The 25,620-nt window shown below is 40.8% G+C and carries 23 protein-coding genes; 12 read left to right on the top strand and 11 right to left on the bottom strand.

What is annotated here, in order from left to right; genetic code table 11:
* Window positions 1-87 precede the first annotated feature (87 nt).
* From RB215_RS04975 to RB215_RS04965, 3 genes are read right to left on the bottom strand one after another with little or no spacing between them, the layout of a single operon-like run.
* Window positions 88-363, bottom strand: coding sequence for a YfcL family protein (locus tag RB215_RS04975; RefSeq protein WP_011327677.1), 276 nt, complete (start codon window positions 361-363; stop codon window positions 88-90).
* Between the two features lie 30 nt (window positions 364-393).
* Window positions 394-1,509, bottom strand: coding sequence for an ATP-NAD kinase family protein (locus RB215_RS04970; protein WP_309216976.1), 1,116 nt, complete (start codon window positions 1,507-1,509; stop codon window positions 394-396).
* Window positions 1,499-2,053 (bottom strand): elongation factor P hydroxylase, encoded by a 555-nt coding sequence (locus tag RB215_RS04965; protein ID WP_309216975.1) that lies wholly within the window; start codon window positions 2,051-2,053, stop codon window positions 1,499-1,501. Before RB215_RS04965 ends, RB215_RS04970 begins: the two co-directional genes overlap by 11 nt.
* A gap of 303 nt (window positions 2,054-2,356) precedes the next feature.
* On the opposite strand from RB215_RS04965, the gene RB215_RS04960 reads away from it, so the two are divergent.
* Window positions 2,357-3,049: a 2'-5' RNA ligase family protein gene (locus RB215_RS04960; RefSeq protein WP_309216974.1), complete on the top strand. Its 693-nt coding sequence runs from the start codon at window positions 2,357-2,359 to the stop codon at window positions 3,047-3,049.
* A 9-nt stretch (window positions 3,050-3,058) separates the two neighbouring features.
* Here the strand turns inward: RB215_RS04960 and RB215_RS04955 are convergent, their stop codons facing one another.
* The 3 genes from RB215_RS04955 to prmB form a co-directional block, all read right to left on the bottom strand.
* Window positions 3,059-3,418, bottom strand: coding sequence for a DUF4112 domain-containing protein (locus tag RB215_RS04955; RefSeq protein ID WP_179807220.1), 360 nt, complete (start codon window positions 3,416-3,418; stop codon window positions 3,059-3,061).
* Window positions 3,419-3,543: 125 nt separating this feature from the next.
* Window positions 3,544-4,641, bottom strand: a complete 1,098-nt coding sequence (aroC, locus tag RB215_RS04950) for a chorismate synthase (protein WP_086998304.1) — start codon at window positions 4,639-4,641, stop codon at window positions 3,544-3,546.
* Between the two features lie 105 nt (window positions 4,642-4,746).
* A complete protein-coding gene (prmB, locus tag RB215_RS04945) occupies window positions 4,747-5,682 on the bottom strand; it encodes a 50S ribosomal protein L3 N(5)-glutamine methyltransferase (RefSeq protein ID WP_309216973.1) in 936 nt (311 codons plus the stop codon).
* A gap of 123 nt (window positions 5,683-5,805) precedes the next feature.
* Between prmB and smrB the strand changes: the two genes are divergently transcribed.
* Both smrB and RB215_RS04935 read left to right on the top strand, forming a co-directional pair.
* On the top strand, window positions 5,806-6,363 hold the full coding sequence (gene smrB, locus RB215_RS04940; RefSeq protein ID WP_041454372.1) for an endonuclease SmrB: 558 nt from the start codon (window positions 5,806-5,808) through the stop codon (window positions 6,361-6,363).
* Between the two features lie 41 nt (window positions 6,364-6,404).
* A complete protein-coding gene (locus RB215_RS04935; RefSeq protein ID WP_086998297.1) occupies window positions 6,405-7,328 on the top strand; it encodes an AEC family transporter in 924 nt (307 codons plus the stop codon).
* Between the two features lie 33 nt (window positions 7,329-7,361).
* On the opposite strand, the gene sixA is transcribed toward RB215_RS04935, so the two are convergent.
* Complete coding sequence (gene sixA, locus RB215_RS04930; protein WP_309216972.1) at window positions 7,362-7,832, bottom strand: phosphohistidine phosphatase SixA; 471 nt, start codon at window positions 7,830-7,832, stop codon at window positions 7,362-7,364.
* A 192-nt stretch (window positions 7,833-8,024) separates the two neighbouring features.
* On the opposite strand from sixA, the gene RB215_RS04925 reads away from it, so the two are divergent.
* Together RB215_RS04925 and RB215_RS04920 are read left to right on the top strand one after the other, a co-directional pair.
* Window positions 8,025-10,748 carry an insulinase family protein gene (locus tag RB215_RS04925; protein WP_309216971.1) on the top strand — a complete coding sequence of 908 codons (2,724 nt, stop codon included), beginning with the start codon at window positions 8,025-8,027 and terminating at the stop codon, window positions 10,746-10,748.
* A 64-nt stretch (window positions 10,749-10,812) separates the two neighbouring features.
* Window positions 10,813-13,068 carry an EAL domain-containing protein gene (locus RB215_RS04920; protein ID WP_309216970.1) on the top strand — a complete coding sequence of 752 codons (2,256 nt, stop codon included), beginning with the start codon at window positions 10,813-10,815 and terminating at the stop codon, window positions 13,066-13,068.
* Window positions 13,069-13,091: 23 nt separating this feature from the next.
* Here the strand turns inward: RB215_RS04920 and RB215_RS04915 are convergent, their stop codons facing one another.
* Window positions 13,092-13,286, bottom strand: a complete 195-nt coding sequence (locus RB215_RS04915; RefSeq protein WP_011327659.1) for a hypothetical protein — start codon at window positions 13,284-13,286, stop codon at window positions 13,092-13,094.
* A gap of 139 nt (window positions 13,287-13,425) precedes the next feature.
* Window positions 13,426-13,998 carry an elongation factor P-like protein YeiP gene (gene yeiP, locus RB215_RS04910; RefSeq protein ID WP_011327658.1) on the bottom strand — a complete coding sequence of 191 codons (573 nt, stop codon included), beginning with the start codon at window positions 13,996-13,998 and terminating at the stop codon, window positions 13,426-13,428.
* A 192-nt stretch (window positions 13,999-14,190) separates the two neighbouring features.
* Between yeiP and RB215_RS04905 the strand changes: the two genes are divergently transcribed.
* Window positions 14,191-14,577: an MmcQ/YjbR family DNA-binding protein gene (locus RB215_RS04905; protein ID WP_011327657.1), complete on the top strand. Its 387-nt coding sequence runs from the start codon at window positions 14,191-14,193 to the stop codon at window positions 14,575-14,577.
* A 343-nt stretch (window positions 14,578-14,920) separates the two neighbouring features.
* Here RB215_RS04905 and fadJ read toward each other — a convergent pair whose 3' ends face one another.
* Both fadJ and fadI read right to left on the bottom strand, forming a co-directional pair.
* Entirely contained in the window at window positions 14,921-17,110 is a 2,190-nt protein-coding gene (gene fadJ / locus RB215_RS04900) for a fatty acid oxidation complex subunit alpha FadJ (RefSeq protein ID WP_309216969.1), read from the bottom strand.
* Window positions 17,110-18,420: an acetyl-CoA C-acyltransferase FadI gene (fadI, locus tag RB215_RS04895; protein WP_011327655.1), complete on the bottom strand. Its 1,311-nt coding sequence runs from the start codon at window positions 18,418-18,420 to the stop codon at window positions 17,110-17,112. The genes fadJ and fadI overlap by 1 nt, the downstream gene beginning before the upstream one ends.
* 328 nt (window positions 18,421-18,748) lie before the next feature.
* Between fadI and RB215_RS04890 the strand changes: the two genes are divergently transcribed.
* From RB215_RS04890 to RB215_RS04865, 6 genes are read left to right on the top strand one after another with little or no spacing between them, the layout of a single operon-like run.
* Window positions 18,749-19,705 (top strand): MoxR family ATPase, encoded by a 957-nt coding sequence (locus tag RB215_RS04890; RefSeq protein WP_011327654.1) that lies wholly within the window; start codon window positions 18,749-18,751, stop codon window positions 19,703-19,705.
* Between the two features lie 3 nt (window positions 19,706-19,708).
* Window positions 19,709-20,653: a DUF58 domain-containing protein gene (locus tag RB215_RS04885; protein WP_086998270.1), complete on the top strand. Its 945-nt coding sequence runs from the start codon at window positions 19,709-19,711 to the stop codon at window positions 20,651-20,653.
* Window positions 20,654-20,655: 2 nt separating this feature from the next.
* Window positions 20,656-21,090, top strand: a complete 435-nt coding sequence (locus RB215_RS04880; RefSeq protein WP_011327652.1) for a DUF4381 domain-containing protein — start codon at window positions 20,656-20,658, stop codon at window positions 21,088-21,090.
* On the top strand, window positions 21,083-22,069 hold the full coding sequence (locus RB215_RS04875; protein ID WP_011327651.1) for a VWA domain-containing protein: 987 nt from the start codon (window positions 21,083-21,085) through the stop codon (window positions 22,067-22,069). Before RB215_RS04880 ends, RB215_RS04875 begins: the two co-directional genes overlap by 8 nt.
* Window positions 22,069-23,946, top strand: coding sequence for a VWA domain-containing protein (locus tag RB215_RS04870; protein ID WP_309216968.1), 1,878 nt, complete (start codon window positions 22,069-22,071; stop codon window positions 23,944-23,946). Before RB215_RS04875 ends, RB215_RS04870 begins: the two co-directional genes overlap by 1 nt.
* Window positions 23,940-25,586: a BatD family protein gene (locus tag RB215_RS04865; protein ID WP_309216967.1), complete on the top strand. Its 1,647-nt coding sequence runs from the start codon at window positions 23,940-23,942 to the stop codon at window positions 25,584-25,586. Before RB215_RS04870 ends, RB215_RS04865 begins: the two co-directional genes overlap by 7 nt.
* Window positions 25,587-25,620 lie beyond the last annotated feature (34 nt).

Raw genomic sequence — 25,620 nt, 5'->3', positions numbered from 1 at the left:
AACTCCCTCATATCAATACTTTTAAACATAAAAAACGCGATAAGCCAGTAGCGTATCGCGTTTAAATTAGTTTTAGCCTAGGTTTACTCAGGCCAATGCTTTTACTTCTTCCCACAAACGAGCAACAAGGGTTTTGTCATCTTCATTAAGTTCACCATTATGATAAGCCTTCACTAAGCTTTGCTCTACGGTTTCGTTAAGTTCATCTGTGCTAATAGTTAGCTTTTCTACTTGCGCATACCCTACTGCTAAGTCAAAGTGACCTCGCAAATAGCCTCCTGCAAATAATTCATCATCGGTGGCTTTAATCACTAAATCATCAAAATAGTGTTGGGCTGCATCAATATAGTTTACTAAACTCATTTATTCTGTCTCCTGGTTTTGCAATGGGTATTAATACCCTACTGCATACATAATGTGGTCGTTAAATCCGCATGTAACTTTAATATAACCGGTTAGTTCATCATCTAAACTGCTATCGCCGGTGTCACAAATAAGTGGACGGCCATTTAAAGCCTGCAATTTTGTTTTTGTAGCTACTACTATAATGTTATTGGTGCCAATAGCGCGAATAAGCGCGGGGCTAAGCTGTTGATTACCACGACCAAAAATATGTCCTTGGCCGCCAATTAAGGTGATCACTAATTTAGTTTTTTGACCTTGCGTATGCTCAAGTAATTGCGCTGCGGTTAGGTCTTGCGCTATAAGGGTTTGATCTTTAACTAAATCGACACCTAAAAGTGTATTTTCTAACCCCATTTCTTCCATTACTGCAGCAACGGTTGAGCCACTGCCCATAATGTAAAAAGTGTCCTCATCCATTTCACTCACCACATAGGCGGCAATATCTACAAGCACTAACTCGTCGGTTTCTTTACCGCCATTTTTAACCGCTTGCATGTAACGCACTTCGCTTGGTACTTGCATTTCGCCATAACGTTTAGCTTTAACTGTGCCTTGTCTAAATGCCTCTTCGTCAATATCCATTACATCGGCGTCACCTAAGGTAACTAAATCGCCTTTTACCAGCATTTCGACTACACGCCCTGCTGCTTTTGGCGTGATTGCATATACCCCTGAGTGTATTTTGCAGCCAGCAGGAATACCCAGTACGGGTATTGTGTCCTCAACAGCATGGCAAATATTACGCGCTGTGCCGTCGCCTCCAGCAAATAAAACTAAATCTACACCTAGCTCTTTAAGTGCTTTTACAGCGTGCTCTGTGTCGTTGGCTGTGGTTATAGCATTGCTGTTATATATTACTTGCACCTTAAAGCCGAGTGCTTTAGCACAGTGCTCGCCCATATCGCCATTTACTGTATAAATAGTTAATTGGTTTTTATAAGGCAGTAATACTTCAAGTGCGGCTTTTGTACGACTATTAGCTTTAGGCTGAGCGCCAAGTGCTAGCGCTTTTGCTGCAGTTGCTGCGCCATCGCTACCTTTTAACGCTACAGTGCCGCCTAAACCCGCTAGCGGGTTTATAATTAAACCTAACTTAAACTGCATCCTTGGGCTCCTTGGGATGTTGCCAATTAAATTGCTGTGCACTCATTGGCCATGGCGTATTATAAAAATGGCTTAGTGCTTTTAGCAATGCCTCGGTACGGGAGTTAAAACCGTTATTAATAAGTGTTAAAACTTGTTGGTGTACTCGCTGCTGAAAATCAAAACGACACGTTTGCTCGCCATTTAAATTATCTACCGACACATTAAATTCAAAACCTGCGGCGGTACTCAATAGCCACTCAATGGCTTGCGGTTTTATTTCTACATTTTCAAATTCGGCTTGTTTTTGCTTATCGCGGCCGTCGGGGCAATACCAATAGCCGTAATCTTCAAGTAAACGGCGCTTATCTCCCGCCACCAGCCAATGTGCTATTTCGTGCAGGGCACTGGCGTAAAAGCCATGAGCAAACACAATTTGGTGATACGGCGTTTTATCACAGCTAGGAATATAAATAGGTTCGTGCTCGCCTTTAACCAGCCGCGTATTATAGCTTTGGTCAAAAGTGGCTGCAAAAATAGAAATTAAATCAGCAATTTTATGCATAAAAGTTTAATTACTTACTCTGAATATAGGGCTTACTGCTCATTATATTAAAAATGTGCGCGCTAAAAACGAGGTGAATTGTACGGGCTTTCGCAGCGAATGTAAAAAATTGGATAGCGGGTTAACACTTCCATGTAACGGCGTTTTATAAAGCCCGTGGGGTTAGCTAATAATAGCTATATAAGGTGCTGTCGAATAGCTGGTATTTATACTGTTTGGCGTATTTACTGCTTGAGCAATAACCCTTACCATCACTATAACGACAGAGCTGCTTAATGAAATACTAAAATTATGTTTAAACTAATGAGTATAAAAAAGGTTAAATTTTTATTTATTGCCCTGCTTGGGCTTATGGGTGTATCACTGCCTGCTGTTGCAAAAAACATCAGTATTAATGTGTTTGCTATTCCTTCGCAACCAATCATTACTTTAATGGCGCAAACCAGTGATGTATTAAAACAAGCGGGTATGGTTAGCTTTTACGATAAAGGCATGCCGGTACACGCTACTTTATATTTAACTGACTTTGCACCCGGTACAGAGGAGGCAATTAAACTTGCGGTAAAAAGCATCGTAGCGCAACAGCAACCATTTCCCATAACCGCTGAAGGCTTTAGCGTAACTAAAAGTAATTGGGCTTTTATTAATTTACAGCCGTCGCGCCAATTACAAAGACTATCTGACGAGGTAACACTTGCTATTGAACCGCTGCGCGAGCGAAATGCTACTGTGCCTACTTGGGTTAAAAACTACCCCAACAAGTTAACTGCATTTAAGCGCTACGGCAGCCCTAACGTTTTTCAAAACTTTCAGCCACATTTAACATTGTTAGCTAACGAGAAAAGCCCTCAACTGGCTGTTATAAATAAACAAATACAGGCTAACCCACCTAAAGCACAGGGGCAAATAATAGGTGTAGGTATAGGGATTTCAGATCAGTTTGGTCAACAAAAGCAGGTTATTGCAGAATACTTTTTTAACAAGGGTAAAAGCTAAATTGCTTTATTACTTTTGCTGCGCTAAGTATTTTTTTAGCAGCTGGGTATTTCGGGTGTTTGCTTTAAAGTAAGCATCAAAAATATCACCTACTATGGGTAGTAAACCGCCCACAAAGTCGATAAGCATATTAGCTAATATACGTAGTTTTATAGTCCAGCTAACACCTAAGCGCTGCGCTTCAATTAATACATAAGCAGATAAAATAAAACCGGCCATATCACCGGCAACAGGCAATAAACCAATAATCGCATCGGCACCAACTTTAAAATTAGTAAAAGGAATTTTTAAACTACTGTCGGTAATGAAGCTAAATCGCTCCAGCCTTTTCAGTGCAGCTTGTTGCTGAGCCTTTACGTTATTTGTCATTGTCACATTTAGCTCCCTCAAACCTGTTTAATTAACTTTAGTAAAAAAGTTGAACTTGCACTGATAAACAAATACAAAAAACGCGGATCGCCCGCGTTTTTATTATCTACTTAATGTAACTCTAATTATACCGAACCGGGTATCGGCCCATGCTCGTGGTGTACATGTGGGTTTTGTCCACGTTGACGTAGCAAATGATCCATTAAAGTAATGGCCATCATCGCCTCAGCAATTGGCACAGCACGAATACCTACACACGGATCGTGACGACCTTTGGTGATCATCTCAACCGCTTCGTTTTCAGTATTTATACTGTTACCCGGTATGGTAATGCTTGAGGTAGGTTTTAGCGCAATAGAAGCAATAATATCTTGCCCAGTAGAAATACCCGCTAATACGCCGCCCGCATGGTTAGAGGTAAACCCTTGTGGTGTTAGTTCATCGCGGTGCTCTGAGCCTTTTTGCTCAATTACATCAAAGCCGTCGCCAATTTCAACACCTTTAACCGCGTTAATGCTCATTAACGAATGCGCAAGTTCGGCGTCAAGGCGGTCAAATACTGGCTCACCAAGGCCTACAGGTACATTACTTGCCACTACTTTTACTTTTGCGCCTACTGAATCACCTTGCTTTTTAAGGCCGCGCATATATTCATCAAGCGCTTCTAACTTGCTCACATCAGGAAAAAAGAATAAGTTGTTTTCAACTTCGTTCCAATCAAAAACGTCTGCTTTAATTGGCCCTAACTGACTTAAGCAGGCTTTTATTTCGATACCATGAAATTGTTTTAAATATTTTTTAGCAATAGAGCCCGCAGCAACACGAATTGCCGTTTCGCGCGCTGATGAGCGACCACCACCGCGATAATCGCGCAGGCCGTATTTATGCCAATAGGTGTAATCGCCATGACCTGGGCGAAACACATCTTTAATTTTGCCGTAATCTTTTGAGCGTTGATCGGTGTTTTCAATAAGTAAACCTATGCTAGTACCTGTGGTTTTACCTTCAAATACGCCTGAAAGAATTTTTATCTGATCGTCTTCACGGCGCTGCGTGGTATAACGACTTTGCCCCGGTTTACGACGGTCTAAATCTATTTGTAGGTCGGCCTCGGTGATTTCAAGACCTGCTGGTGTACCATCAACAACGCCGCCTAATGCAACGCCGTGGCTCTCACCAAAAGTAGACACTTTAAATAACTGTCCAATGCTATTACCTGCCATTACTTTTCCTCATTCCTAATGACTACCAATAGCCGAGCTTTACACTCGGCTATTTACTTATATCAATTTATATTCAAATACATATTCTATAAATGATATTGATTTTTATTGTGCAAAATACTCATCAAGTTGCTGTTTGCTAATAACAAACACACCTAAACCACCTTGTTCAAACTCAACCCATTCAAATGGCGCACCCGGATACAATGCATCCATATGTACCATAGAGTTACCTACCTCTACAAACAATAAGCCGTTTGCAGTAAGGTGCTTACTTGCTTCGCTTAATATAGTGCGGGTTACGTCTAGGCCGTCGTGGCCTGAAGCCAAACCAAGTTCTGGTTCATGATGAAACTCACGCGGTAAGTCGGCCATGTCCTCAGCATCAACGTACGGCGGGTTAGCTATGATCAGGTCGTATGTTTGCCCTGGTACACCACTAAACACATCTGACTGAATTGGCAATACTCGTTCACTTAACTGGTAGTCTGTAATATTTATGTCGGCTACTTCTAGAGCTTCATAAGAAATATCAACCGCATCTACCTGCGCATTTTCAAACGCTTGTGCAAGTGCAATCGCGATACAACCAGAACCCGTACATAAATCTAAAATACGCTTAAGCGACTCAGGCTCTTCAAGCCAAGGGGTAAAGCGGTTATTAATTAACTCTGCAAATGGCGAACGTGGAATAAGCACGCGCTCGTCTACATAAAATGGCATATTCGCAAACCAAGCAATGTTGGTTAAATACGGCACTGGGGTAAAATCGTTAATACGCTCAGCAATTAAGCCCGCTAAGCTGTTTTTTTCTGTACTCGTTAAACGCGCATGCATTAATTCTTTCGGCGCATCTATTGGTAAGCTTAATGCGGGTAATAATAAATTTACCGCTTCGTCCCACGCATTATCAGTACCGTGACCAAAAAAAATACCACTGCTGGCAAATTGGCTTGTAGTCCAACGTAACCAGTCGTGTAAGGTTGAAAGTTCTGCTACAGCTTCTTCTAGCGTTGCTTCTTCTATTTGTAATTCACTCATGTGTATTGCCTGCCTGCTACTTTCAAAATTATTAATTCAATCGAGGCCACAATCGCCTCCCGATTGCCCTATTGTAACGCCTTTTATCTCGATTTTTACCCTTTTTTTGTTTAGACTGCCGCTATGAAAAAAGATCCTTATTCAAACAGCCCAATTAGCAATGATGACATTGACATGTTTCGTCAAAGTATCACTGGTGCGCGCGTTTTTAAACAAGACACTCACCGCTTTACTAATAAGCCTAAAGTGTCACAAGCAAAGCAGTTTGCCCAGCAAAAAAAGCAACAACAGTCAGAATTCTTCTTTTCGGATGAATATATACCTGATATTGATACCAATGGTACGGTTAATTATGTACAAGATGGCCAAGACCGCTTTTTAGCTAAGCAACTACGCCGTGGTGACTTTGTTCCTGATTTAACCCTAGATTTGCATGGCTTAAATAAAGAGTCTGCAAAAGATGAGCTAGCTGGTTTGATCCACGAATGCAAAAAGAAACATTACTATTGTGCATGCATAATTCATGGCATTGGTGGGCATATACTCAGGCACAAAGTACCGCAGTATTTAGTACAACACCCAGACGTAATTGCAATGCACCAAGCACCGCTTGAATATGGTGGTAAAGGCGCTGTACTTATTTTAATTAATTTACCGCAAAGTGATGAATTTAGGCGCTAAATAACCACAGCTCTGGTTAAATACTATTAAAGGCGATATTAGTGTCTATTTTTTCAATTATATTTCCGCTGGTATTTATTGTTACTGCTGGTTTTATTAGCACTAAGTCACAGTTTTTAGAACAACAACACATAACCGGTATTAGTAAATTTACCTTTTATATTAGTATTCCCGCTTTTTTATTTTTAAATATGGCGCAAGCTAACTTACACAATAGTGTGAGCTTAAATGGCTTTTTAAGTTTTTATATTGCGGTTGTGGGTGTTTTTATAATTGGCGCTTTAATAGACCGGTTTTTAATTACTAAGCACAGTGATTATCAACGCCATAGCGTATTTGCTCTTGGCAGTAGCTATTCAAATACCGTACTGGTTGGCTTACCAATAATTATTGCAGCAATTGGCCGTGAAATGATTGGTATAGTATTTATGATTATCACTTTTCATAGTGCATTGTTATTTACTCTCACCTTTTTAGTGAGTGCAAAAAGCGAAAAAAGTGCGTTTTCGTGGCAACAATTTGCCAAAAACATGCTGTTAAACCCTGTGGTACTTAGCATTAGCCTAGGGTTATTGGCTAATGTTTTAGGCCTTACATTGCCACTGGATATTATTAATGGCTTAGATTTACTCTCACAACCCGCTATTGGCTGCGCACTATTTGTGTTGGGAGCTAATTTAGCATTTTATAAAATAAGCCAAAACTGGCAACCTGCGCTAATCGCCACATTATTAAAGCTAGTATTGCTACCCTGCTTAGTATTATTGTTAGGCCGATTTGTGTTTATGCTAGAGGCGCAACTACTCAACGTACTTATATTATTAAGCGCATCGCCTTTAGGTGTTAATGCCTACCTTATTGCTAATCAAATAAAACAGCACCAAGCAACGCTTGCCAGCACTGTGGTTATGTCGACCGTTTTAAGTGGTATAAGCTTTACGCTTTGGCTGGCATTTTTATTATAGAGCCTTGATTAGCTAATCAGCTAACGCGTTGCATTACACGTTACCCGGAGCATGAATGCTAAGGTATTCGCTGCGCTGGGTTTGCTCATTATAATTAATTACGGCAACTGCACCGGTATTAAAAATAGGCATATGGCCCACACATAACTGATCAACCAAATAACTTACTATGGGCATGTGCGCCACTACTAGCCAAGTATTACACGCAGGATGCGCCGCTATTAACGTTTCGATGTAATCGGCTGCAATTTGCGGTTTACCTTCAGGTATAATGTCTTTGCAGGTTTCGCTAAATTTAAACGTGTTATTTTTAGCAACCCCTTTTGCTGTTTGTTGAGCTCTAATGTAAGGACTAACTAACAGCGCATCGGGTGCATAGTTTTTTGCCAGCCACAGACCCATTTTTTCAGCTTCAATATGACCCTTTTGGGTTAACTGTCTCGCTGCATCATCGGCCCGCATTGGCGTTGCTTCGCCGTGGCGCATTATTAAGATTGTTTTCATAATAAATCAACCAATTAAAGAATATAAAACAGTAGCCAATTTGCCCGTTCTTCCGCTATATTAACAAGGTAACACTATTTATTTCTTAAATAGTTCTGTCATGATATTCAGGTAAATCTTATCGCTGTATTTCTCTGTCCTGAAGTTATCATCTGTTGTTAACAAGTAAACATTTAGTTTCAGGAGCATCATTTGAATATCAGTCGCAATGATAACAGAGCCTACCGCGCTCTAACACTGGACAATGGTCTAAAAGTACTCTTAGTGCAAGATAAAGATGCAACAAAAGCCGCTGCGTCTATGGCTGTTAATGCTGGACATTTTGACGACCCTGTTGATAGACAAGGCTTAGCACACTTTTTAGAGCACATGCTATTTTTAGGCACAGATCAATTTCCTGACTCAGGTAGCTTTAATAATTTTGTATCACAAGCGGGCGGCAATACCAATGCCTGGACCGGAACTGAGCACACTTGCTACTTTTTTGACATTAATAATCAAGAATTTGAACATGCGCTAAAGCAATTTAGCCGGTTTTTTATTGCGCCATTATTAAATGCTGCAGAAACAGAAAAAGAACGTAACGCGATAGAAGCAGAATTTAAATTAAAAATTAAAGACGACGGCCGTCGTATATACCAAGTACATAAAGAAACGGTTAATCCGGCTCACCCTTTTGCTAAATTTTCGGTGGGTAATTTACAAACATTAGCTGACAGAGAGCGCTGCATTAGCGACGAGCTAAGAGACTTTTTTAAGCAGTTTTATCAAGCTCAATACATGACTTTGGTCATATGCGCTAATGAGGAGCTCGACACTCTCCAAGCATGGACAAAACAATACTTTACTGCGGTTTGTGGTAACGCCAAGCAACCAAAACCCGCAATTAGTGCGCCGCTATACCGAGCGCAAGACCTAGGAAAACTGCTGCACATTGAACCTCATAAGCATATGCAAAAGCTTATAGTGAGCTTTGCAATGCCTAATATTGATGACTTTTATCGTCACAAAACAGTGAGCTTTATTGCACACTTACTCGGTTATGAAGGTGCGGGCTCGTTATACTCTATTTTAAAACAGCAAGGCTGGATAAATGCACTTTCTGCCGGGGGTGGCATTAATGGCAGTAATTTTAAAGACTTTAATATTAGTATGGCACTAACGGATGAAGGTATTGAATACTTTGAAGATATTATTGAAATGATCTTTGAGTATATTTGCCTCATTAATAACAATATTGAACAGCTACCGCGCTTATACCAAGATAAAAAGAAGCTATTGCAAATTGCCTTCGATAACCAAGAACAATCGCGCTTAATAGACTGGGTAAGTAACTTAAGCATTAATATGCAACATTACGATCAGCCTAACTACTTACAAGGCGACTATTTAATGGAAGGCTTTAAACACGCCACCCATGAAATGGCCATGCAATGGTTAAAGCCACACAATATGCGCTTGGTACTTATTCACCCCGGGGTTGAGCCTCAACATAAAGCAGCTTGGTATAATACACCTTACAAGGTTGAAAAAATTTCGACTAGTTGGCTCGATGCACTAAGTAACATTAATAAACCACTCAATGAAATGCGCTTACCTGTTGTTAATCCTTATTTAACCAAAGACGTTGAGCTGTTTGATATAATTGAGCCACAAACAAAACCTGAGCTAATAGTCACAGAGCCTGGTTTTGATTTTTGGTTTAAACAAGACAACACCTTTCGCGTTGCCAAAGGTCATTTTTACTTGGCAATGGACTCAGACTTTGCAATAAAAGATGTAAAGCACATGGCACTTACCCGCCTCTTTTCTGATTTATTTATGGATAGCGTTAGCGAGCAATTTTACCCTGCCGAACTTGCAGGACTTAGTTATCACTTAACGTCTCATCAAGGTGGGTTAACACTACATACAGCGGGGCTCTCATCAAGCCAGTTAGAGCTGGTTGATGAACTCATTGATGCTTTATTTAACGTAGAAATTTGCTCTAAACGTTTTGCCGAGTATAAAAAGCAATTAGTAAGGCATTGGCGTAACAGTAATCAAAATAAGCCCGTAGGTGAGCTGTTTAGCATGTTAGGCGCAAAAATAATGCCGTGGAATCCACAGCCAGACGAATTGGCTGACGCATTAAAAAACACGTGCTTTCAGCAGTTTAATGAATTTAGACAAGACTTTTTTAAAGCCCTGCATGTAGAGTCATTTTTACATGGTAACTGGCAACAAACTGATGCAATTAGTTTTCAGAAAAAAGTAGCCGCGCACTTAAAAAGCGCCGCTGTAATAGCCGATTTAACACGGCCATTATTTGAAATTAACAAAGTAACGCGCTTTGAGTTAACGCTTCCTTGTAATGATCACGCTATGCTTATTTACTATCAAGCACAAACCGACTGTGTAAGTGAAAAAGTAAAAATGATGGCACTAAATCATCTAATCAATCAAGATTACTTTAACGAACTACGCACCACGCAACAATTAGGCTATTTAGTTGGTGCCGGTTACGCGCCTTTTAACACCCGCGCGGGCATTGTTTTTTATGTGCAATCACCCAAGTTTGAAGCCAAAACAATACTGCAGCGCCATAATAACTTTATTCATGACTATTTAACCAATATCGATAATTTAACCCCGCAAGATTGGTTACAACAAAAGCACGGCCTAACCACACATATAGCCGAAGCAGATAAAAACCTGCGACTGCGCTCGCAACGATTATGGTTAGCTATTGGTAATCGCGATCACGAGTTTCATATGCAACAACGCTTGCTTGATGCATTAAATGCATTAACCCTTGCAGATATAAAAGCATACGCGCTAAGCCTTTTTAATGAAAATAGACCTAGATATGAGTTTTTAAGCTCTGCAAAGCCTAATAAAGCGCATAATCAGGCCCTTTACTCGCATTCTCTTTGACAGTGAGTAACGCTTGATTTAGATTGTCGTTTGAAAATTAAATGTTATAAAAACAATAAAAATAATGATCACAATAATAATAAAAATAAGCTTACTATTAGCCCTATTAGTTGCCTCGCATAGCCTATATGCCTTAGAGGCAACTTTTAACTTAAATTTAAATACCGTTGCAGTTACGGCAAGCGCAATAATTGTGCTTGTTTTATGCTACATGCTAACGGTTATATATAAACTTAAGCGCTCGCGCTATCAACTTATGCTTTCTGAACAACGCTTAAAAAGCACTGTTGAAGGCAGTGGCGATACCCTTTGGGATTGGAATATAAAAACCGGTAAAGTACTTCGTATTAACGATAAGTACTTAATGGATTCAATATTATCAACAGAGTTTCCACCTAATAAAAGCCTTATTCACCCAAGCGACATTACCCAAGTAGAATATTTACTTAAAAAACACTTTGCTCAGCAAACTCCTTATTTTGAAGCGACTTATCGGATTAAAGATCATTTTGGCGGCTGGCTCTGGGTACTCGATCGCGGCAAAATAATAGAAAAAGACACCAACCTTAGTCCCCTACGTATGACAGGTACAGTGCGCGACATTTCACAATTAAAGCTAACCGAAGAGCGCTTAAACCTTTTTGCAAAATGCGTTGAATCGCTAACCGATGCCCTGGCTATTTACGATAAAAACTTTAAGTTAGTCGATATTAACCCCAGCTTTTTAACCTTATTTGGTGGCGTGCGCGAGCAGTACCTTAAAAAAGATTTTAATTTGCCCGGCTACGATAAAAGTTACATTAACACCATTAAAAAAACCGTATACCAGCGAGATAGCCTGCAACAAGAAGTTAAATTACGCAATAGTGCACATGTTTTATTACCCATAGAAATTTCGATTGATGAAATTAGAAATGATCAAAACCAAATAACTAACTATGTCGTTGTATACTCTGATTTAACCGAGCGTAAAAAAGCCGAATCGCAACTGCATAACCTCTCCAATAGAGACCGCACCACCAACCTGCCTAACCGTAATTTGTTTTTTACCGACTTACAAAAATTAGGGCAACTAAACTCGCACCATGCTTTGTTAGTTTTCGACTTAGATAACTTTAAAAAAATAAATGACTCTTTAGGGCACCAACTAGGTGACAGCTTACTAGCTAAACTCGCTATGCGGCTAAATAAACTCACTCGCGAAAATGACGTGTTTTATCGTTTAGGCGGCGATGAGTTTGCACTGGTAATGTCTGATACTAACGACATATATACGATTACCCGCACCGCTAAACAGTTTTTAGCGGCTATTGCTACGCCTTTTAAAATGGCCGGACATGAGCTTGCCATTACCTCAAGCGTTGGCATTGTGTTGTTCCCTGAAGATGGTAATACCCCAGAGCTACTATTAAAAAATGCCGACACAGCTATGTACCACGCTAAAAAGAAAGGTAATAGTTATCTGTTTTTTAATGACACCATGAACCGTGAAGCCGTAAAGCGCCTGCAAATAGAAAACCTAATGCGCTTTGGTTTAAAAGAAAATCATTTTGCCGTGTATTACCAACCAAAAATGAATATTCATACCGGTAAACTTGTGGGAATGGAGGCATTAGTACGCTTTATCACGCCTAAAAAAGGCATTATTAGCCCGGGTGTTTTTATCCCAATAGCAGAAGAAACAGGGCAAATAATAGAAATTGGTGAAGTGGTTTTAAATAAAGCCTGTCGCGATGTAAAAGAGTGGCTTGATGCGGGCTTATTTAATGGCAGAGTTGCTGTGAATTTATCGGCAAAGCAATTTAGTTTACCCGACCTAACAACACGTATTGATGTGATTTTACAAAAAAATGCATTGCCCTCCTACTTTTTAGAGCTAGAAATTACCGAAGGCACGGTAATGGACGATCCTAAAGATGCTATCGCAATAATGTGCTCACTCAGCGCCCGAGGTATTCATTTAGCAATGGACGACTTTGGTACCGGCTACTCTTCGCTGGCCTATTTAAAGCAGTTTCCGCTTAATACGCTTAAAGTTGATAAAGCCTTTATCGATGACATGAAAAACGAGCGCGGCCGCAATATGGTCGACTCAATTGTTACTATTGCCCATAACCTTGACCTACATGTGGTTGCAGAGGGCGTAGAGCAAGCGTCGCAAATAGAAATACTCAAACAATTAAACTGTGAAACAGTACAAGGCTACTATTACTCTAAGCCGCTATCAAAAGATGAGTTTACCGAATTTTTAAAACTCCAGCACAGCAAGTCTGTACCTAGTTTAATTAGCCCGATTAAAAAAGTGGCTGTCACTAATTAAAGTTAAAAAACAGAAATAAAAAATTAAGGACGCCATATGCAAGGGTTAATACCTACACTTCGCAGTAACGCACGGCGGTAATGTAAATTAAACAAACACCATGCAACCGGCCCAAGTAAACCCGCTAACAACAGCCAACGCTTAACCGGCATACCCTTTTTAATCGCCTCTAAATACATAATCGCTATAAACACTGCGCTTAATAAAACAAAAATCAAAGCAATACCTAAACCTGTAAAAACAAGCCGCGTATTTTAACCACAAAATGACTATTTTTAAAGCTATGCACTTACTATTTGAATCTAAGCAATAAAAAAAGCCGAACAAGTCGGCTTTTTAATATAAATAATTAGGCGCTTACTTTTCAGCACGGCCCATAAATTTATGCTCTGCAGTATTGATACGAATGCGATCGCCTGTAGAAATATGCTCAGGAACTGAAATATTTAACCCTGTAGACATACGCGCCGGCTTTGAGCGTGCGCTCGCCGAAGCCCCCTTAATAGATGGGTCGGTTTCTTCCACAACCAGTTCAACACTTGATGGCAAATCTAAGCCAACCGGTGCGCCATCTATTACAATAACGTGCACGCCTTGAGTTTCTTCATTTACGAACAAAATCTCTTCGCTAATCGCATCTTTACTTAGGTTATATGGCGTGTAATCTTCGTTATCCATAAACACATACTCGTCACCATCAATGTACGAAAGCATCGCTTCACGACGAGTTAAATCAGCAAGTGTTAACATATCACTGTCTTTAAATGTTTCATCCACTTTGCTGCCCGTTACTACGTCGTATAAACGCATACGGTACAAACTACCACCAGCACGACCTTGTGGAACTGAGCGTACTATATCTTTTACAACTAAAACGCGGCCATTAAAATCAATGGCTGTCCCTTTTTTAACTTCACTCGCCTTTGGCATGAATATATTCCTATTATTTTTGACTCTGAGAAACATACCACGAACTAGATTTTGTTCAACTAAAACTGCTTCAAAACCCCGCTATACCTTGGATTAACTCATAAAATTATGATTTTTACAAAAATACATATAATCAAACATTAAAAAAACTGTTATGGTAGTTTCATCGAGTATGACTTCAAGGAATGGATCATGGACCAACAAACTGTACATGAGTATTTAGTTAACAAACCACTAGTTAAAGTAACCCAACCTTTTTCTAAAGAAGTTGATGTTTACAAGGTAAACCATAAAATGTTTGCCACCCTTGCACTGGGTAATGATGATAATAACGACGCCAATGGCGAGCCTATTTGGTGGTTAAATTTAAAATGTGACCCCGACGAAGCACTAGCATTAAGAGATATGTTTACTGCAGTGATCCCTGGCTATCATATGAATAAACGCCTTTGGAATACCATAATACTAGATGGCACAATCCCGCAAAATGAGATTAAGCGAATGATTGATAATTCATTTGATTTAGTGGTAGATAACATGCCTGAAAAAGATAAAAAAATTATCGCCGCCCATCTTTAAGTATCCCATTTTATTTTAAATACGCTTGAAGTACTTCAAGCGTATTTATTACCAATATTTAGCCCCCCTAAAGCTAAATTCAAACTTCCTGTTAGATACCTCGATGCCAAAACACTTTTCAACACACAGCGTTTACCTTTAAATATCAGCAGCTTACAAAAACCCACTTTCAAGCAGTAGACAATACTCTCTAAGGGTATGGTTTATTACTTATTCGAGTGATATTTAGTGAGTTTAATAATTTGAGTGGTTAGTAAACTTTTTAATAGGCTTTCGCTTAAATAATTTAGCCATAAAAAAACCGCATATAAAATGCGGTTTTTATTAGTAAATGCTTATTTACTTATTCTTTAGCACTTGGCGCTGCAGCATCGTCAGTGGCTTGCTCTGCAGGCTCTGACTCAACTGTTGGCTCTGCGCTTGGCTGAGCGGCATAAAACTTAGCACCTGACTCTGCCATTGCTACAAGCGTGTCGCAAGGGGTAAAAATTGCATTGCTACTGCCTAATGTAGACATGTCTGAGCTTATTTTACTTGCGCCTAGTTTATCCATATAGCTAAATGGTCCGCCGAAGAACGGTGGAAAACCAATACCAAAAATAGCACCAATATCACCGTCACGTGGGCTGGCAATAATGCCTTCGTCTAAACAACGAACCGCTTCATTTAGCATTTGTGCGATACAACGTTTGGCAATTTCGCTTTTATTTAAACGTGGAGCTGGGGTAACGTTTAGTAGTTCGTAAACTGACTCATCAACCTTTTTACCTTTTTTATCGTACTCATAAAAGCCACGACCAGTTTTACGACCAAGGCGTTTTGACTCTATCATACGAGTAAATGCATCGGGTGCTTTAAAACGCTCGCCTAGCTCTTTTTCTAAAATTGGCGCAATTTTAGAACCAATATCAATACCCACTTCATCAAGTAATGCCAGTGGACCTACCGGAAAACCAAACTCAACTAAGGCTGCATCAATTTTTTCAATTGGCTCGCCTGCTAGCATTAAGTTAGCCGCTTCGTTTAAGTAAGGCGCTAAAATACGGTTTACATAAAAGCCGGCGGTATCTTTTACTACAATAGGTGTTTTACCTTGCTTGCGCGCAAAATTTACCACACGAGTAATGGTCTCTTTTGAGGTGCCTGCGTGTGGAATAATTTCTACCAGTGGCATTTTTTCTACTGGTGAAAAATAATGTAAACCAATCACGTTTTCAGGGCGCTGAGCTTGAGCTGCAATTTGCGAAATAGGTAATGACGAGGTATTGCTCGCAAAAATAGTATTTTCTTGGCATTCACGCTCTACATCAGCAACCATGCCTTGTTTAAGCTCAAGATCTTCAAATACCGCTTCAATTACTAAATCTATATTTTTAAAACCGCTGTAATCGGTAGCGCCTGTAATACGGCTCATTGTTAGCTGCATATCGGCTTTAGACATAATGCGGCGCTTTAAGCGCTTATCTAAAATTTTATAGGTGTAGCTCATTGCATTACTAATGCCCTGCTCTGCTACATCTTTAATACGTACCGGTACTTTAGCTTTAACGGCACTTACGTGCGCAATACCTGCGCCCATTAGTCCGCCACCTAACACTGCGGTTTTGTTAATTGCTGGTGCGTCGCCGTTGCGCCAGTCTTTTTTCATTTCTGTGGTTGCAAAAAATACACTGCGCAGCGCTTTTGATTCGTCGCTCATTACCAGCGTTGCAAAGCTTTCCGCTTCGGTTTTATACGCTTTTAGCTTATCGAGCTCTACGCTTGCACGTACTGCTTTAATAATTAAAAGTGGCGCAGGGTAATGTCCGCCCGTTTGTTTAATGACGTTTTCTTTTGCTTTTTTAAAGATAAAGTTACGGCCAAACGGGTTTGATTCTAGCAGCTTGCTCACGGTGTCGAGTTTTGGCTCTTTAGCTGGTGCTTTGCCTTTAGCGGCAAATTCTTTCGCTACTTTTAATAGCACGCTATGTGGTACGCAATCATCTAATACACCGGCTTTTTTAGCTTGCTTTGCACGAATTTGCTTACCAGTTAGCATCCATTCTAAGCCTTTTTGAATGCCAATTATTTTAGTTAAACGCTGAGTACCGCCACCGCCAGGTAATAAACCTAACTGCACTTCTGGCAAACCAATTATGGTAATACCACTGTCGGTGCCTACGCGATAATCACAGGCTAGTGCAAACTCTAACCCGCCACCTAAAGCTGCGCCATGAATAGCACTAACCGTAGTAAAAGGTAGGTTTTCCATGTCAAAAAATGCATGGTGACATAACTCGCTAATAGCTAAAGCATCTTCACGCTTTTGCACACTATCAAGCATTTTAACGTCAGCGCCAGCAATAAAGTTATCACTTTTACCACTAATAAATACCATGCCTTTTACAGACTGCTGTTTAGCTTCGGCTAGTAAGGCTTTTAAATCATCGGCAAAACTACTGCGCAGGGTATTCATTTTTTCGCCCTGCACATCTATAGTTACTACGGCGATTTTATTTTCATCAACCGTTAAATTAAATACTGAATCTGACATTACGCACTCTCCAATACAAAAGCTGCACCTAAACCACCTGCAGCACAGGCTGTTGTTAATGCTAAACCGCCACCACGACGCTTAAGCTCGTATAAGCTTTGCGTAATTAAGCGAGCACCGGTTGCTGCAAATGGATGTCCATAAGCAAGCGATCCACCTAATACGTTAAACTTATCCATGTTAATTTCGCCAATCGCTTTGCTGCGACCTAAGTGCTCTTGCGCAAACTTATCTGAGGCAAACATTTTCATGTTAGCGAGTGTTTGCGATGCAAACGCTTCGTGCATTTCTATTAAGTCTAGGTCGGCAAGGGTAATACCCGCTCTATCTAGTGCGATAGGCGTGGCATGAGCTGGACCCATAAGCATATCTTTTTCAACACCAATGGCTGAAAACGCAAAACTGCGTACATAACCAAGGATTTCGTAACCCAGTGCTTTTGCTTTGCTTTCGCTCATCATTAATACCGCAGCTGCACCGTCGGTTAATGGGGTGGCGTTTGCTGCAGTTACTGTACCGTGTTGGCGGTCAAATACTGGCTTAAGCTTAGCGTAGCCTTCAACCGTTGAGTTTTTACGAATGTTGTTATCTTCTTCAATAAAGCTTTTATATGGCGGTAAGTGCGCCGTCATTACTTCATCTTTTAATTTTCCATCTGCCCATGCTTGGGTTGCTAATGAATGCGAGCGATGCGCTAATGCATCTTGATCTTCACGGCTAATGTTATGTGTTTTAGCCATTTGCTCAGCAGTTTGCCCCATTGAAAGGCCTGTTGAGTACTCTGCAACCGCAGGAGGCACTGGCAATAGATCTTTTAAGCGCAACTTTGAAAATATTTTTAAGCGCTGACCTAAGGTACGCGCTTTATTTAAATCAACTAAACTGCCAGCTAACTTTTTGCTCACGCCAATGGGTAGTACCGATGAAGAATCGGCGCCACCAGCAATACCTACAGTAACAGAGCCGGCCATAATAGACTCAGCAACGTTGGCAATAGCCTGAAAACTAGTCGCACAGGCACGTGATACTGAATACGCATCAACCGATACCGGCATGCCAGTACCTAATACAATTTCGCGTGCTATATTTGGTGCCTCTGGCATTTGCACTACCTGACCAAATACAAGTTGATCAATTTCTGACTTGTTGAAATTTAATCGCTCAAGCATTTCGTTAACCACAAGTTTACCCATATCAAGTGCAGGTACATGGTGGAACGCAGTTGCTTGCTTGGCAAAAGGTGTACGTAGGCCGCTAACTATGGCTATACGATCGCCTTTTGGTGTTTTAAGTATGTTTTGCTCAGACATTAATTATGCTCCCGCTGACAGGTCTGACCTGTTTATTTTACTCGATTCTAAACAACCCGTGTACTAAAGCCAATAGATAAACTGAAATTTATCGATTAGTAGGCAAATAAAATTCTCTAAAACCCACTATATAAGTACTACAATAGGCTTTTTTAGACGCATTTACAAAGTTTTGTGATAGGCTAAAAGTCGTTAATAAATAACGAACTATTTTTAAAAATACAGTCTAACTCTTGAGTTATCCAATTTTAAACCTTATAACTAGGTCAGTATTTCGTACCCAAATAACTTTGGTATTATTCCAGCTGACGAGGACAGTCTATTTATTATGGCAGCTAACGCATTTTCACAATTAAAAACGTACTTAGATACACAAATTATTGGCCAGCCAGAGCTTACTCAAGCGCTACTTATTACCATTTTAGCTGACGGCCACTTATTAGTAGAAGGCCCTCCTGGCCTTGCAAAAACGCGCGCCGTAAACGCCTTAGCTAAAGGCATTGAAGGCTCGTTTCAGCGGGTGCAATTTACGCCCGACTTGCTCCCTGCCGATATTACTGGTACTGATATTTATCGCCAGCAAACCAGTGAGTTTGTATTTGAAAAAGGCCCACTGTTTCATAATCTTATTTTAGCTGATGAAATAAACCGTGCCCCAGCTAAAGTACAATCAGCTTTATTAGAAGCCATGGCAGAGCGCCAAGTAACGGTAGGTAAAAATACTTATCCGCTAAGTGAGCTATTTTTAGTAATGGCCACACAAAACCCGCTGGAGCAAGAAGGCACTTACCCGCTACCTGAAGCGCAGCTTGACCGCTTTTTACTGCATTTGAGTATAGGTTACCCCGGCGCAGAGCACGAATTAGACATACTGCGTTTAACCCGAGGCGAAGCATTAAACGAGCAACCAGCGGTAATGCAAAAAATTAGTCAAAGCGATTTATTTGCCGCTCGTAAAGCTATTTTAGGCCTTTATTTAGCACCACCACTTGAGCAGTATTTAGTGCAGCTTATTATAGCTACCCGTGAAGGTGCTAAGTTAGATGCACAACTAGGTAGCTGGATTGAGTTTGGTGCTAGCCCACGTGCCACTATTGCCCTTGATAAATGCGCCCGTGCGCATGCTTGGTTGCAAGGCCGCGATTTTGTAGCGCCCGACGATATTCAGGCAGTAGTACATAATGTATTGCGCCATCGTATTATTTTAAGTTACGAAGCCCAAGCCGATGGCATTACTAAAGATCAGGTAATTAGCCGTATTGTTGAACTTGTAGCCGTACCGTAACTTATGCAAACACCATTAGATCCCCAAGCATGGCTTGCACAAAGCCATAGCCACGGTGTTAATTTAGCGCTTAAAGAGCTGATGTATTACAAAGCCAAAGCGCAATTGCTAGAGCTGGCTCCTAAAGTAAAAATTAAAAACACCTTAACCGGGCAATACCTTGCGCCGCATAAAGGCCGTGGTATGGAGTTTGCTGAAGTACGTCACTATCAACAAGGCGACGATATTCGCTCTATTGATTGGCGTGTAACTGCGCGCACTGGCGAAACACACACTAAGCTTTTTCAAGAAGAGAAAGAGCGCCCGGTGTTTATTTTTACTGATTTTTCAAACTCGATGCTATTTGGCTCGCAGTTGTTATTAAAATCGGTGCAAGCCGCGCACATTAGCGCATTAGTTGCTTGGTCGGCCTGCCAACGTGGTGACCGTATTGGTGGCATTGTATTTAATCAGCACTCTCATTTAGAGCTCAAGCCCAGCGCCCGTGAAAAAGCGGTATTAAAGCTGTGTCATAATTTGTGTGATAGCCACCAGCAAGCCCTTAACGCAATTGACGAGCAAGCCACTAACAACTTTAGCGATAACTTAAAGCGCCTTAACCATTTGGCTAAACCCGGTAGTTTAGTGTATTTAATTTCTGACTTTAATGCCCTAGACGACGCCAGCTTTAAACAGCTCGAAATACTAAGCCGTCACTGCGAGCTAATTGGTTGCCACATAAGCGATCCATTTGAGCATCAGTTACCGGCATTTAAACAAGCCGTTACAGTAAGCGCCAATGGCCAAGACTTTGCCCTACCACTTATGGATAGTAGTTTTAGAGCGCGCTTTGCTAAAAATGCCGAACAGGCATTTAGCACACGCTTTAATCGCTTAACTAAATCGGGTCTTAATTTAATATCATTCAATGCAGCCACACCGCTTGAGCTGCAATTAGTGAGAAAATAACCATGCAAACGTCTCCACTTGATGGCCTACACGACATAATAGCGCCAAGCCAAGTAAATTGGTGGCCACTTGCCCCTGCTTGGTGGGTTATTATTGCCGTTTTGTTATTGCTGCTAAGCGCCGCAATTTATATGGCTTATAAGCGTTATAAATTTAAACAACCAAAACGCTTCGCGGTTAATTTAAGCCAACAGCACACTGATCCTCAGCAATTACATATTATTTTAAAACGCTTAGTCATTGCCTATTACGATAAACGCCTTGCTACGCAATCTACCAAGCAGTGGTGTAATACGCTTAATACACTAACCGGATTAAGTTTTAGCGAACAAGAAATTCTCAGTGTTTATAATCTTGAGCAAAACAATAGCGCGCTAGAAAATAAGTTTCGCCAAGCAATTAAGCAATTTAAGTTAAAGGAAGTGGTTAATGTTTGAATTTAGCTGGCCATGGCTGTTTATATTACTCCCCCTGCCTTTATTACTATTATTACTAAAACCGGCTGTAAACAATGCGCACACTCGACTGCGGATCCCAAGCTTTGCCAAACATAACTTAACCAGCCAAAGCGTTGAAGCTCATGCACGGCGCTTAACCCCGTTCGAGTGGGTTATATGGCTATTACTGGTAATAGCCGCGGCAAACCCTACTTGGTTAGATGATCCTATTTCAATGCCAAACGAAGGCCGCGATATAATGCTGGCGGTTGATTTATCAGGCTCTATGACCGAGCAAGACATGGCTTACAATGGCCAATATGTTGACCGCTTAACTATGGTTAAAGCGGTATTAACTGATTTTATAGAGCAGCGCCAAGGCGACAGGCTCGGCCTTATTTTATTTGGCGACACCGCCTTTTTACAAACCCCCCTTACGCGTGATGTAAAAACCGTAAGTAAAATGCTTTCTGAGGCACAAATTGGTTTAGTTGGCCGCGCCACTGCCATTGGCGATGCTTTAGGGTTGTCGGTAAAACGTTTTGCAAACAAAGATAAAAGCAATCGTATTGTGGTGCTGCTAACCGACGGGCAAAACACTGCGGGTAATTTAAAACCCGAAGAAGCCCTACTGCTTGCCCGCGATGCTGGTATAAAAGTGTATACCATTGGCGTTGGCTCAGATAATCCTCGTGGGTTTAGTTTATTTAATATGGGCGGTATGAGCGGCGACACAATAGATGAAGGGTTATTAAAACGCATAGCCGAGCAAACTGGCGGCTTGTACTTTAGAGCTAAAGATGTAGCCGGTTTACAGCAAATTTATGCCGAACTAGACAAATTAGAGCCCATTAGTGTAGATGAGCAAACCTTTCGCCCGCAAAGCTCATTATTTTACTTGCCGTTATTAATCGCTATTTTATTAATTAGCTTAAAAGTAATGTTAACAACCCTGCGCGCAATAAAGGAGCCTAACTAATGGATTTTGAATTTATTCGCCCTGCTATTTTGTGGTTACTCATACCCGCAGTTGGGTTATTTTTTGTTGCCTTAATTAAGCGCAAAAAAGCCACCAATGAGCAGCTAATTGCACCGCATTTAGCACAGTTTATTATGAGCGACGCAAGCACTAAAACTAACCAGCCACTTTGGTTACTAGCGCTATTTTGCAGCTTAGGGATTATATTTAGTGCCGGCCCCAGCTTTGAAGAAAAGCAAGTACCTGTGTTTCAAAGCAAAAACGCTCGCGTTATTGTTATGGACATGTCGTACTCTATGTACAGCACAGATATTTTACCAAATAGATTAATGCAGGCGCGTTTTAAAGCCCTCGATATGATTGATTTATTTAAAGAAGGTGACACAGCGCTAGTAGCCTATGCAGGCAGTGCTTATACCATTTCACCGCTAACCAACGACGCCACTACACTTGAAAACCTAATACCTAGCTTAAGCCCAGAAATAATGCCCGACAAAGGCTCTAATGTTTTAGCTGGCCTTGATATAGCAAAAGAGCTATTAGGACAAGCCGGTTACCTAGATGGCGATATTATTTTAATAACCGACGGCATTGATCAGCAAGAGCAAAGTGAGGTGAGCACTTTTACTAAAAACACCCAATACCGATTAAATATTTACGGTGTAGGCACCGCCCAAGGTGCGCCAATTAAACTACCCGAAGGCGGATTTTTAAAAGACCACTACGGGCAAATTGTAGTGCCGACTATTAATACCAGCCAGCTAAAAAGTTTAGCTACAAACAGCGGCGGTAAATTTGCTAGTTATCAGCCAAGTAGCGCCGACATTGCTGTTTTTGCACCTAGCGCTAATGGTGAGTTGCTAAAAGATGAAAAACAAAATCATGCGCTTTGGCGTATAGACGCCGGTATTTATGGCTTGTTACTGCTACTACCTTTAAGCCTTTATTTATTTAGACGTGCGGCTTTGCTGAGTGTGTTTTTAGTGTTTAGCTTTTTACCACAACAAAATGCCTATGCCGTAGAGCTGCCCACAGTTTTAAAAAACACCGACCAACGAGCGCTTGATGCTTATAACAATAAAGATTATGAGCAAGCAATAACAGCCCAATCGAGCCAATTAAAAGGCGCTGCGCTTTATCAGCAAGGGAACTTTGAGGCCGCGGTTAATCAATTTAGTGATGATAAATCGGCAACCGGTTTTTATAACTTTGGTAACGCACTTGCTAAAGCGGGCAAGCTAGAGGAAGCAATTAATGCTTACCAACAAGCTCAAGCATTACACCCTAACTTTACACAAGCCGCAGACAACCAAGCACTGGTTGAGCAATTACTGAATCAGCAGCAAGAGCAACAAAACCAAGACGGCGGCGAATCACAAGACGGGCAAAAAAGTGATGAGCAAAACCAGCAACAAGATTCTGATGAAACCAAGCAAGATCAGCAACAAAATGATGAGCAAGGCGAAGCCCAAAGTGACAGTGAAAAAAACAGTGACGATAAATCGGATAAAGACTCTGAGCAAGCACAAGAGCAAGCTGATCAACAAAATAAACCTGACATGCAAGCTGAGCCGCAAAACGAGCAAAGTGAAAATCAACCAGCCGAACAGCCAAATGATAACGCTGAGCAACAAAGTGAGCCACAGGCTGCAAACGAACCTGCGCCCGACGAGCAACAACAAACTGCCGAGCAACAAGCGCAAGCAGTACAAGCCAGTGAGCTGACTAACGAAGAAAAAGAACAAGCACAGCAGCTTAATCAGTTACTGCGAAAAGTGCCCGACGATCCCGCTATTTTATTACGGAACAAAATGCAATTAGAAGCCCAAAAAAGACAATATCAACGTCGCCCCACAGGAGTAGAAAAGTCATGGTAATGCGATTATTTTGCTGTTTATTGCTATTAAGTGCGATGCCATTGATGGCTGCCACCAAACTCGAAGCCAGTGTAAATAAAAACCCGGTGTTAGCGGGTGAGTTTTTTATTCTTAATATTACAGTAGACGACACAATTAAAGATGAACAACCCGATACCTCAATGCTGTTAAAAAGCTTTGTGGTTGGCCCTACTAGCTTAAGTACCCGCACCAATATTATAAATGGCAGTATGAACAAGCAAACCACCTGGTCGGTTAAACTAATGACCCGCCGTGAAGGTGAATACACTATACCGTCGTTTACTGTTGCAGGGCTTAGCTCGCAGCCTATTACTTTAAAAGTAGCCAAGCGCGCAGCTGATGCCGATAAAAATAACGATATATTTTTAAAAACATCGCTCTCAAGTAAATCTTTGTTTGTACAAGAAGCCGGTGTTTATACGCTTAAACTTTATTTAGCCAAAGAGCTACTCGACGGCAGTTTAGGCACGCCTAGCATGGAAAATGCACAACTTAGCCAACTAGGTAAACAAACGGAAGATTATGAACTGGTTGACGGTAAACGTTACTTAGTAATTACCCGAGAGTATTTAATTCAGCCGCAAAAAAGTGGTGACTACACTATTGCCGGCCCAGCTTTTCAAGGCCGTGTGCAACAAAATTACCGCCAGTTAGAAGTATCGGCACTTGGCAATGATCAGCAAATAGAAATAAAGCCTATTCCAAGTAATTACAATGGCGCTTGGCTGCCTAGTGAGTTAGTAAGTTTAGATGAGCAATGGCAACCAGAGGATAATACTGTTGAGGTAGGCACTCCTATCACACGCACAATTACCTTAACGGCACTTGGTGTAACCAAAGAGCAACTCCCCGAAATATCAATGCCCGATATTACGGGGATCCGTAGCTACCCAGATCAAAAAGAAAATAACAATGCGGTGCGTAATGGCCGTGTAGTATCGCAGCAAATTGCCTCTTATGCTTTGTTACCACAAACACCCGGCACCTATACGCTGCCCGAAATAAAACTGCCTTGGTATAACACTAAAATAAATCGTATTAGCTTTGCCACTTTACCAGAGCGCACTATTACTGTGATCCCTAGTAGCAATGCTGCTAATCCTGTGGTTATAAATGATTCGCAAAATACCAATAACCAAACAGCAGGACAAAATAGTATAGATGCAACTAATCCGCTGCAAGTACAAAGCTCAACACCATTATGGTTAATAATTGTTGCTGTACTGGGCTATTTATTATGGATTGTGACTGCAATTTTTTATTGGTTAAGCCGTTCTACTCATAATGCGCATGTAGCAACTACAACTGACAAAACACCCGCGCTGCCTAGTTTGAAAAACTTATTACATGCAGCAAATAAAAACGATGCAAAAATGTTTTATAGTGCATTAAATATATATGCAAAAACAGTAACTAAGCAAAATATGGGCGCTATTGATACTTTATGCCGTGCTATTAATGATGCAGAACTAACTAATAACGTGATGCAGTTACAAACACAATTATACAGTAATAAAAAAACAACCAGCGATCTTACAGCTATAGTTAAATTACTTAAAAAGTATCAGGCTCAAACATTAAAGTCGCAACAAGCTGTATTAAAAGACCTTTACCATTAAATTTTAATGCGTATAGGCCTTTTATTACATTAAA

This window comes from Pseudoalteromonas sp. HL-AS2, from assembly GCF_031198805.1.
Classification (GTDB): Bacteria; Pseudomonadota; Gammaproteobacteria; order Enterobacterales; family Alteromonadaceae; genus Pseudoalteromonas; species Pseudoalteromonas nigrifaciens.
Note: the sequence above shows the minus strand (reverse complement) of the source record. Positions and strands in the feature narration are given on the sequence as shown.